Source organism: Cohnella xylanilytica (assembly GCF_014212175.1).
Classification (GTDB): domain Bacteria; phylum Bacillota; class Bacilli; order Paenibacillales; family Paenibacillaceae; genus Cohnella; species Cohnella xylanilytica.
In genome coordinates this window covers 60,005-69,242 of the sequence record NZ_JACJVR010000027.1, presented here as the reverse complement: position 1 = coordinate 69,242, position 9,238 = coordinate 60,005, and the positions used below count along the sequence as shown (strand labels likewise).

Annotated in this window: 9 protein-coding genes; 6 read left to right on the top strand and 3 right to left on the bottom strand. The window is 60.3% G+C overall.

Features of this window, described 5'->3' with window-relative positions:
* Positions 1-311: 311 nt before the first annotated feature.
* The gene (locus H7B90_RS08075) at positions 312-1,370 is read left to right on the top strand and encodes a VanZ family protein (RefSeq protein WP_185135346.1); all 1,059 of its coding nucleotides are present in this window, start codon (positions 312-314) and stop codon (positions 1,368-1,370) included.
* Between the two features lie 99 nt (positions 1,371-1,469).
* Here the strand turns inward: H7B90_RS08075 and H7B90_RS08070 are convergent, their stop codons facing one another.
* Both H7B90_RS08070 and H7B90_RS08065 read right to left on the bottom strand, forming a co-directional pair.
* Positions 1,470-2,327 carry a phosphatase PAP2 family protein gene (locus H7B90_RS08070; protein ID WP_185135345.1) on the bottom strand — a complete coding sequence of 286 codons (858 nt, stop codon included), beginning with the start codon at positions 2,325-2,327 and terminating at the stop codon, positions 1,470-1,472.
* Positions 2,328-2,406: 79 nt separating this feature from the next.
* Entirely contained in the window at positions 2,407-2,817 is a 411-nt protein-coding gene (locus H7B90_RS08065) for a TIGR04086 family membrane protein (protein WP_185135344.1), read from the bottom strand.
* A 191-nt stretch (positions 2,818-3,008) separates the two neighbouring features.
* On the opposite strand from H7B90_RS08065, the gene H7B90_RS08060 reads away from it, so the two are divergent.
* On the top strand, positions 3,009-3,707 hold the full coding sequence (locus tag H7B90_RS08060; protein ID WP_185135343.1) for a DUF421 domain-containing protein: 699 nt from the start codon (positions 3,009-3,011) through the stop codon (positions 3,705-3,707).
* On the opposite strand, the gene spoVB is transcribed toward H7B90_RS08060, so the two are convergent.
* Entirely contained in the window at positions 3,708-5,294 is a 1,587-nt protein-coding gene (gene spoVB / locus H7B90_RS08055; RefSeq protein ID WP_185135342.1) for a stage V sporulation protein B, read from the bottom strand.
* A gap of 205 nt (positions 5,295-5,499) precedes the next feature.
* Here spoVB and H7B90_RS08050 point away from each other — a divergent pair, with 205 nt between their 5' ends.
* From H7B90_RS08050 to H7B90_RS08035, 4 genes are all read left to right on the top strand, one after another.
* Positions 5,500-5,772: a post-transcriptional regulator gene (locus tag H7B90_RS08050; RefSeq protein WP_185135341.1), complete on the top strand. Its 273-nt coding sequence runs from the start codon at positions 5,500-5,502 to the stop codon at positions 5,770-5,772.
* A 209-nt stretch (positions 5,773-5,981) separates the two neighbouring features.
* A complete protein-coding gene (gene secD, locus H7B90_RS08045) occupies positions 5,982-7,232 on the top strand; it encodes a protein translocase subunit SecD (RefSeq protein ID WP_185135340.1) in 1,251 nt (416 codons plus the stop codon).
* Entirely contained in the window at positions 7,222-8,130 is a 909-nt protein-coding gene (gene secF / locus H7B90_RS08040) for a protein translocase subunit SecF (protein WP_185135339.1), read from the top strand. The genes secD and secF overlap by 11 nt, the downstream gene beginning before the upstream one ends.
* Positions 8,131-8,163: 33 nt before the next feature.
* On the top strand, positions 8,164-9,108 hold the full coding sequence (locus H7B90_RS08035) for a cation diffusion facilitator family transporter (protein ID WP_185135338.1): 945 nt from the start codon (positions 8,164-8,166) through the stop codon (positions 9,106-9,108).
* Positions 9,109-9,238 lie beyond the last annotated feature (130 nt).

The window sequence follows — 9,238 nt, the reverse complement described above, 5'->3', positions numbered from 1 at the left end:
AGTTCAGCCCTTTACTCTAGACTGCCCAGTTCGCATCATACATAGCACTTCCGGTCTACGCCGTCTCCTCCCGTCTAAACCGTCTCCTCCTGGCGCCATGTCGCCATCCTAACGGACGCCCAGACGCTATTTCGCAAAAAGGCAGACGGTCGAAATAGGCGTATTCTGCGAATGTAGCGCAACTGTGTCCGTTACTAGCCATCGAGATAAATGCAGGCTTCGAGCATTACAATCTTATAAATTATTTAAGATGTCGGTAAAGAATTCAAAAGCTATTCCAGGTAAGCTAATAGGAGGGAGGTGCAGACGGGTTGAAGCCAAATCTAATTCCGAATCCGAATCCTAATCAAAACGCAAATCCAAATCCATCTCCAAATCCGAAGCCGAATCCGATTTCGAATCCGAATCGAATAGGCAAAGCGCTGCTTTATTTGCTTTTCCTCTCGTACGTTTGCGTGGCCTTGAATATCATTTTGTTCAAAACGATTCCTCTAACGTCCTTGTTCGCGGATCGTTTCTTCGATTTAAGAAGTATAAACCTCGTGCCTCTGCGCACCATAATCGGCTATCTTCAAGAACCGGTAGATATCGAGAAGGCCCTGGTCAACATTGGAGGAAATATCGGGATATTCGTTCCGCTCGGATTATTCGTATTCTATATCGGAGGACCAAAATCGTTCGGCCGCCAAATCTCATTCCTTTTTTTAACCACGCTGTTCCTCGAAGTCGCCCAATACGCGTTGGCGTTGGGAAGCAGCGACGTGGACGACATTCTTCTGAACGCGGCGGGCGGGGCGATCGGGATAAGGATCGGTCAAGCCATGAAGCGGACGTTCGAGGACCCGAATCGGCTGCTGCTCGCTCACGTGGTCTTCTTATGCGCGGCGGGGCTTGCCGGGATTGCGGCGATCGCGCAAGTAGACGGCCGCCTGCTGCCGTTCTCCGCTTCGAGAACCGTATTCATAGAAGAGAATCCGGAGATCATGGGCGATCTGAGAGAGGCCGAGGCCGATATGGTCGGCAGGCTTCTCTCCATCGACGAAGACGCCTTGATCCTGCAGACTAGCTCCAAAATGAGGACGGGACGGAATTCTTCGATCGCCGGGGAGGAACGGGTGACCGTCGCCCTTGACGCTTCCGCCAAAATGGTGATTCGACGCGTCCGATCCGAAAAAAACCGGGTCGTCAGCCATTATGAAGAAGGAAGCCTCCCGAAACTTCAAGCTCTGATGAACGGGAAGGAATCGGCACCCGCGGTCCGGGTGTGGCTATCCGGCGACAAAAGCCTTGTTGCCGATGCCGTTCTCGTAAGCGAAATCGAGCGAGATCATTCAACTCGTCCGCCTCCAATGAAAAGCAAAGCGCCTTGAGCGTCCGCATGGACGTCCAAGGCGCATAGGTCGTTCCGGTCAACCTACGGCCGCATCTCCGGCAAGCCCAGGCGAAGGCTCGGAAGCGAGCGTCCCGCCTCAAGAGCCGGTGGAGCGGGACGCGGCTGCAGGCCACTTGCGGCTGGCCTTGTCCGGCGCGAGAGGACGGCTGTCGGCCCATTCCCCGACCTTAAGGCCGATCGCGGCGGCCGTTCCCGCCAGGCACAAGCCGGCGATCATGTCGGAGAACCAATGGATGCCGAGGTAGAAGATCGAGAACACGATGATCGCGGCGTTCGCTCCGGCGAAGATCGCCCACCGCCGATTGCCGGAACGCGCGGCCAGCAGCGCCATCGTCACCGAGATGGACGTATGCAGGCTCGGGAAGCAATTGTCCAGCCCGGACAGATGGCGGTATTCGGTCTCGAAGCGGGGGAACACGTCCAGCATTAGAAAATGAACGTTGGAGGCGACCGACCAGGCTTCGTTCACGGGAACGAACAGGTAGAACGGCACCGCGATCAAGTAGTTCAGCAGCAAGGCCACGCAAAAAGCGTAGTAAAGCTTCCGGTTGCCCGCGTGCGTGTAGATGCCGATGGAAGCGATCATGACCGCTTGGAACACGACCAAATAAAAAAACGAGCAGAACAGCGTCAGCGCGTCCGAATGAAGGGCATTCTGCAGGCGACCCTGCCATCCGGATTCCCAGCCGACGATCGAGGAGGTCAGATCGTAATGGACGGGGAAGAGAGCTTCCAGCTTCAGCTCGTATTTATTGAGGAGAAGGATCGCGAGCATGGCCAAGAAGAAGAGCAGGTACTTGGGAGACGTAATCAGCGATTTGGCGAACGCCCCGACCGCCGCGAGAGGCTGCCTGCCGGTTCCGTACCATAATAGCAACGCCACCGCAACGGCCGTGTAGACCATGATGGATGACATCGAGTGATAAACGGCCACAAAGCTCCCCCTTAACGTCCTCTGTAAACAACACCGTCATAGTATATCATAAATCGGAGGAGAAAACGCCAAGGCCGGATTACCGGCGCCCCTTCGGCTTGGAGGAGCCCGTATTGACGCCGAGCATGCCTCCCAACGCCCCGAGCACCGCCGTCAAGCCGAGCATAAGCAGAATGCGGACGGACCAGCCGATATCGTGGGCCAGGAAGCTGGTCAGCAGCACGAGCAGCGCGTACAGCAATCCCGTCGCCAGGCCGATGGACCAGCCCTTGCGGCCGGCTCTCCGGCCCGAGACGAATCCCCCGCACAGCGAAGCGAATCCGTGAATGCCGAATACCCAAGGCGTCGTATCCTTCTCTCCCATGTCCGTGCCGTACAGCAGCAGCGACAACAGCAGCGTACCCGCCGCCAGCCAGATGATGGACCAGAGAATGCCGGATACCATCGGGGAAGCGATTCGGAAGCCGGTGACTTGCTCGATGGGCTTCATGCCACACACTCCTTCTCGTAAGGTTTGTATCAGCCTATGGCGGAAGAGGGGAAGCTAGTACCCCCGGGCGAAGATCGCGCGCCGGAAATCCATTTTTTCCACCTCGCGCTTCCCGCATGACCTCCGGACAACCAGGTGACACTAACGGTCGCGCCAATACGCGACTAACGACCGCTTGGAGGAACCGGGACATGGAACTGACGGCGACTCTGTTACGCACGGTGTTCATGTATCTATTCGTGTTCTTGATCCTTCGCCTGATGGGCAAACGGGAGATCGGCAAGCTCTCCGTCTTCGACATGGTCATCTCGATCATGATCGCGGAGATCGCGGTCATCTCCATCGAGGATACCAAGAGGTCGTTATGGGTGACCGTCGGGCCGATCGCCGTGCTCGTCGTTATCCAGCTTCTTTTCTCCCGGATCATGCTCCGCAACCGCAAACTCCGCTTATGGTTCGACGGGCAGCCCAGCGTTCTGATCCGCGGCGGACGCCTGAATTGGCGGGAGATGCGCCGGCAGCGGTACAATCTGGACGATCTGCTCGTGCAGCTGCGGGAGAACCGGATGACCGACATCGGAGAGGTGGAGCTCGCCGTGCTCGAGCCGAACGGGAAGCTGACGGTTCTGCCGAAGAAGGAAGGCGAAGAGACGCCCTCGGACGCTGCGAAGAAGAGCGGCGATCCGGACCCTTCGAAGTTCCGCTACGAGCTTCTGCCCGTTCCCTTGATCATGGACGGAGCGGTTCAGGACGACGGGTTGGAGAAAATCGGCAAAAACCGCTTCTGGCTGCGCAACGAGCTGCGCAGCCGGGGCGTCGACAGCTTCGGCCAGGTGTTCTTCTGCAGCGTCGACCATAAGGGCAAGCTGTACGTGGACCGGAAGAGGTGACTACCGGAACCACCTGCCGATAACCGGAATTCGCGCGACGTCGAACCGGTCGATCAGCCGAAGCCAGACGAGCAGAACCAAGTAGACGATCAGCGCCGCGCCTGAGGCGGCCGCCAGCTTCGCGGCTCCCCCCGGAATGCCCCCCAGGTTCCAGATCCACACCGCGACGGCCCCCGTCACGATCATGGCCGCGAGTATCTTCAAGAAATCGAGAGGCATTAGACGGAAGCCCGTCACCCGCGCCACGCTGATCCAATGAAGCAGGGTGACCAGCCCCATGTTGACTGCGATGGCGATGATCGCGCCGGCGATCCCGAGCTCCGGCTTCGAGGCCAGCTGGACGATCAGAACGAGCTTGACGAGCGCCCCGACGAACGTGTTGAACAGGGCCGTCCCCGGCCGGTTCAGCGCTTGGAGGGCGGCTTGCAGCGGTGCCTGCATGTAGAGGAACACGGCGATCGGGGCCAGCCACCGGAGCATGTCGGCCATCGAATCGTCGGCGTACAGCAGGGAGCAGATCGGATGGGCGAGAAGCCCCATCAACGCCACGAACGGGGCCCCGGTGACGATGGCGAGGCGCATCGACTGGTGCAGCCGCTTCTGGATGCCGGCCCAGTCCCCGCGCGCCGCCGCTTCCGACAACGCCGGAACGAGGGAGACGGCCAGCGAGTAGGTGAGCGCACCCGGCAGCGTCAGGAGAGGGATGACCATCCCCTGCAGGGCGCCGTATTGCGCGGTGGCCGCCGCCGTCGCCACCCCGGCCGCGACCAGGCTGCGCGTCGTCAGAATCGATTCGAACAGATAGGACAGCGAGCCGATCATCCGGCTTCCCGTGACGGGCAGCGCGATGGAGAGAAGCGAACGCGACAGCGATCTTCCGGAGCCGTTCGCGGCGTCCGGATCGCCGGCGGTCCCCGGAACGCTTCCTTCGCTTGGTCTTCTCTTCGCCGAAGTATCCTTCCGCATCTGAACCCATAGAACGAGCAGTCCCGCCAGTTCCCCGACGACCATCCCGGCCATCGCGCCGGCCGCGGCCGCCTCCAGGCCCCACGGAATCAGGAGCGAAGTCAGCGTCAGGGACAGAACGATCCGCACGATCGTCTCCGTCGTCTGCGAATAAGCGGTCGGGAGCATGTTCTGCTTCCCTTGAAAATACCCCCTCCATACGGAAGAGGCCGCGACCAGGGGGAGGATCGGGATCATCGCGAGGAACGCCGTGTGGACGCGGGGATCGGTCATGATGACGGTCGAGATCCATTCGGCCATCGCGAGGCAGGCGGCGGCGGCCGCGAAGCTGGCCGCGACCGCGATGGACATCGCCATCCGCACGATTCGCTTCACGTCGCCGCTCCGCCCCTGGGAATCGGCTTCGGCCACCATCTTCGCGACGGCCAGCGGAAGCCCGCCCGTGATGACGGTCAGAATGACGATCATGAACGGATAGACAAGCTGGATGAGCCCTACCCCTTCGACTCCGATGATGCGGGGCAAGGCGATCCGGGGAACGAAGCCGAGAAGCCGGTTCACGAGCCCGGCCGCCAGCAGGATCATGGCTCCCTGTATGAACGATTGTTTGCGCAAGGACATCGGCACACCCTCTTCGGTCCCGGTCTATAGTACATGCTTATGCATGTCCCCGAGTCCTTCATGACTCGGAGCTTGAGCGATGCGGACGGGAGGCTGAATTTTCCGGCGCTCGAACCGGAGCGCCGGGGAGGAATTCGGAGTCCGCGCGGAGAATTCATAGAGGATCGGACGAACGCCCGCCACGGGATGGAAGGAGGACTCGCGCATGTCGGAACGCGAACCGGTTCCGGAGCCGGAGCTCGGGGACGAGGAGATGAGCCGGATGGTCGAGCAGCTTTGCGAGAGCAAGGCGGAGGAATTCAGGCTGCTCGGGTACGATCAGGTCAAGGGCGCGGACGTGTGGGAATGCGTCAGCGACAAATACCACAAGAAGGGCACTCCTCCGCTGCACGTCGTCGTCAACGATATCCTGTCGCTCAAAGTCACCCAGTACATGAATTTCATTACCCTGAGCCTCTATCGGGGAGAGAGGCGCTGAAGGGCGAGAATCATAGAGTCGGACGAAGGCAGCGCGGCGGACCATCCGCCGGCTGCCTTCGCCGTTCCGGAAGCGCCTCCGGAGAGAGGCGCCCGAAGCCGGGAGCCGTTCCCCCGGGCCCGCTCCGGGGCTTTTCGACAAATTGACTTCCTTTTTGGCGCGTAGGTATAATAGGAACATTGAGAATCGAAAGGGGACCGCAACACACAATGAAACGATTGCTCGCTTTCGTGCTCGTCGTTGTCGTATCCTTCGGGCTGATCGCTTGGACAAGCCCGTGGCTGCTGGACAAGACGAAGCTCGGGCTAGACCTCAAGGGCGGTTTTGAGATCCTCTACGAAGCGGAGCCGCTATCCGGCAAGGGCGACGTAGACAAAAAATCGCTGATTCAAACCGCCAAGAGCTTGGAGGATCGCGCGAACAAGCAAGGCGTCGCCGAGCCGGAAGTGACGACCGAAGGCAAGAACCGCATTCGCGTCAAGATCGCCGGCGTCACGAACGAGGCCGAAGTTCGCGAGATGCTGAAGAAGCCGGCCGAGCTGCAATTCCGGAGCGCGGAAGGGTGCAAAAGCGAGACCGATTATTGTAAAGTCGAGTTGGTCGGCAGCGACTTCGTCGAAGGCGCGGCCAAGGTGGAATACGACCAGCTCAACAGGCCTTTGATCGCGATCAAGGTCAAAGACAAGAAGAAGCTGGCGGACGTCTCCGAGCGTCTGATCGGCAAGAGACTGGCCATCTTCCTGAACGACGAGCTTCAGAGCGATCCGGTCGTCCAGCAAGCGCTGACAGAAGGAACGGCGACCATCTCGGGCCAGCCGACCCCGAAGGACGCCCAGAATCTCGCCGACGTCATTAACCTGGGCGCGCTGCCGCTCAAGCTGAACGAGAAGTACACGCAGAGCGTAGGGGCGACCCTCGGACAGAAGTCGCTGGAGGACACCGTGCTCGCCGGCGCGGTCGCTTCGGTGGCGATCCTGCTGTTCATGCTGATTTTCTACCGGTTGCCGGGCCTTATCGCCAGCATCTGCCTTATCGTGTTCGTATGGGTCATGTTCATCGCCTTCTGGCTCATGAACGCGACGATCACGCTTCCGGGCATCGCGGCATTTATACTGGGTATAGGCATCGCCGTCGACACCAACATCATCACCGCCGAACGGATCAAGGACGAGATCCGCAGCGGCAAGAGCATCGCTTCTTCGCTCCGCGCGGGCAACAAGAACAGCTTCCGCACGGTTATCGACGCGCACATCACGAATATTATCGCCACCGCCGTGCTGTACTTCATCGGCCAAGGCTCGGTCAAGGGCTTCGCGGTCGTCCAGCTCGCCAGCATCATCGTCAACATTCTGACGAACCTGTTCCTGCCGCGCTTGCTGCTGCAACTGGTCGTGAAGAGCGGACGCTTCAGCAAGCCGTCGTACTACGGCGTAAAGGAGAGTGAGATCCGTGCGCTATAACTTCAAGGATTTCGACTTCGTCAAGGCGAGCAAAGGATTCTTCATCTTCTCCGTCGTATTGACGCTTCTGGGCATCGTGTCCCTCGGAATCTTCGGCCTGAACTACGGGATCGACTTCAAGTCCGGCTCCTCGGTCGACGTCAAGCTCTCGAAGCCGGTCGACAAGGCCAAGGTCGAGCAGTTCATCGACTCCGAGAACCTCGGCAAGTATACGGTAACCACGAGCAGCGAGAGAATCTCCATCCGCTTCGAGAACGTGCTGAACGAACCGCAGCAGGCGAAGCTGGAATCCGACTTCAAGTCCGAGTTCGACGACAAGGCCTCGTTCGAGATCAACATCGTCGACGTCGAGATCGCCCGCGAGCAAGAGATCAACGCGCTGTACGGCATTCTGATCGCGAGCGTCGGCATCATCATCTACATCGCGATCCGCTTCGAATGGCGCTTCGCGGTGGCGGCGGTCGTCTCGCTGCTGCACGACGCCTTCGTCGTCATCACGCTCTTCTCGCTGTTCCGGCTTGAAGTCAACCTGCCGTTCATCGTCGCGATCCTGACGATCATCGGTTACTCGATCAACGATACCGTCGTCATCTTCGACCGGATCCGCGAGAATCTCCGCTTCGCGAAGATCAAGTCGGGCGAGGATCTGGTCGGCATCGTCAACAACAGCGTCAGCCAGACGATGACGCGTTCGATCAACACGGTATTGACCGTCGCCTTCGCGGCGATCTGCCTCTTCATCTTCGGCAGCGAATCGATCAAGATGTTCTCGCTCGCGATGATTCTCGGCTTGATCAGCGGGGCGTACTCCTCGATCTTTATCGCCAGCCCGCTGTGGCTCGTTCTCCGCAAGAGAGCGAAGCCGAAGAAGAACGTCAAGGTTCAGAGCGCTCCGTAATTTTACGGGAGCATAAGGGGGTTGCAGACGGAAATGGCGGTACTAAACTCCCACTCGGCCGAGCACGGGGCTCAGGTGTCCGTGTTAGGCCTGCTCGTCTTATCCATCGTCAAAGGCGCGGCCGGCTGGGTCACGGGAAGCAAGGCGCTTCTCGCCGACGCCTGCCATTCGGCCGCGGATTTCGCGGGAGCGGCGACCTCCTATCTGGAGATGCGAAGGGTCGGCCACTCCCCGCGCCTCCGTTCCGCGAACGAGAGAATGGCCGCGGAGACGGTCGCGGGGGTCGTCCTGTCGGCGCTTATCCTCGTCGCGGGGATCGAGATCGGACTGAGCTCGATCCGCAAGATCGTGGCCGGCGTCGACGAATCCCCCGGCTGGGGCTCCGTCGCGGTCATCATCGCCGGCATCGTCGTCCGGGAGAGCCTCGTCCGCTACCGCAAGCGGCATGAGTCGAGCCTCGGCATGCGGGCGCTCGCTCTTCGGGGCGAGAACCGCTCCGACATCTTCGCTTCCCTGGCCGCCCTCGTCGGCACGTTCGGCGCGATCACCGGCGACCTGCTCGACATGCCGATGCTGTACGTCCTCGATCCGGCGGCCGGCATCGTCATCGGCGTCTTCGTGGTCAAATCGGGCTTCCAGCTCGTGCTCGGGCTCGTTCGGCCCGGCGATTCGAGAGATTGGAACGAGGTCGACATGCAGGCGATGCTCGAAGCGGTCCAGCGGGTGGACGGCGTCGTCGCCGTCGACGACCTGACGGCCAAGGAGCAGGGACACTACGTCGTCGTCGAGATGACAATCCGGGTCAATCCGCGGATCACCGTGTTCGAAGGACACGACATCGCGCTCCGGGTGCGCCGTCAATTGACGAAGCGGTTCCTGCACGTCTCGGACGCGAACGTTCACGTCCAGCCTTACGACCCCGGTTATCCGTACAAGTCCAATCACCACGAGGAAGAGCTGACGTCTCTTCTGCAATAGCATGAACCGATAGGCCTCCGCCGACTAGCCGGCGACGCGCCCCTCGGAAGCGCTCTGTCCGAGCGTCTCCCGCGGGAAGCGTCCCGGTCGGCGGAGTTGTCGTTTAACCGGGTACCCGGGAGAGGAGGAG

Coding starts and splice junctions, on each gene's coding strand:
- H7B90_RS08065 (WP_185135344.1), bottom strand. CDS start 2,817: ATGAAGCCCATCGAGCAAGTCACCGGCTTCCGAATCGCTTCCCCGATG.
- H7B90_RS08060 (WP_185135343.1), top strand. CDS start 3,009: ATGGAACTGACGGCGACTCTGTTACGCACGGTGTTCATGTATCTATTC.
- spoVB (WP_185135342.1), bottom strand. CDS start 5,294: ATGTCCTTGCGCAAACAATCGTTCATACAGGGAGCCATGATCCTGCTG.
- H7B90_RS08050 (WP_185135341.1), top strand. CDS start 5,500: ATGTCGGAACGCGAACCGGTTCCGGAGCCGGAGCTCGGGGACGAGGAG.
- secD (WP_185135340.1), top strand. CDS start 5,982: ATGAAACGATTGCTCGCTTTCGTGCTCGTCGTTGTCGTATCCTTCGGG.
- H7B90_RS08035 (WP_185135338.1), top strand. CDS start 8,164: ATGGCGGTACTAAACTCCCACTCGGCCGAGCACGGGGCTCAGGTGTCC.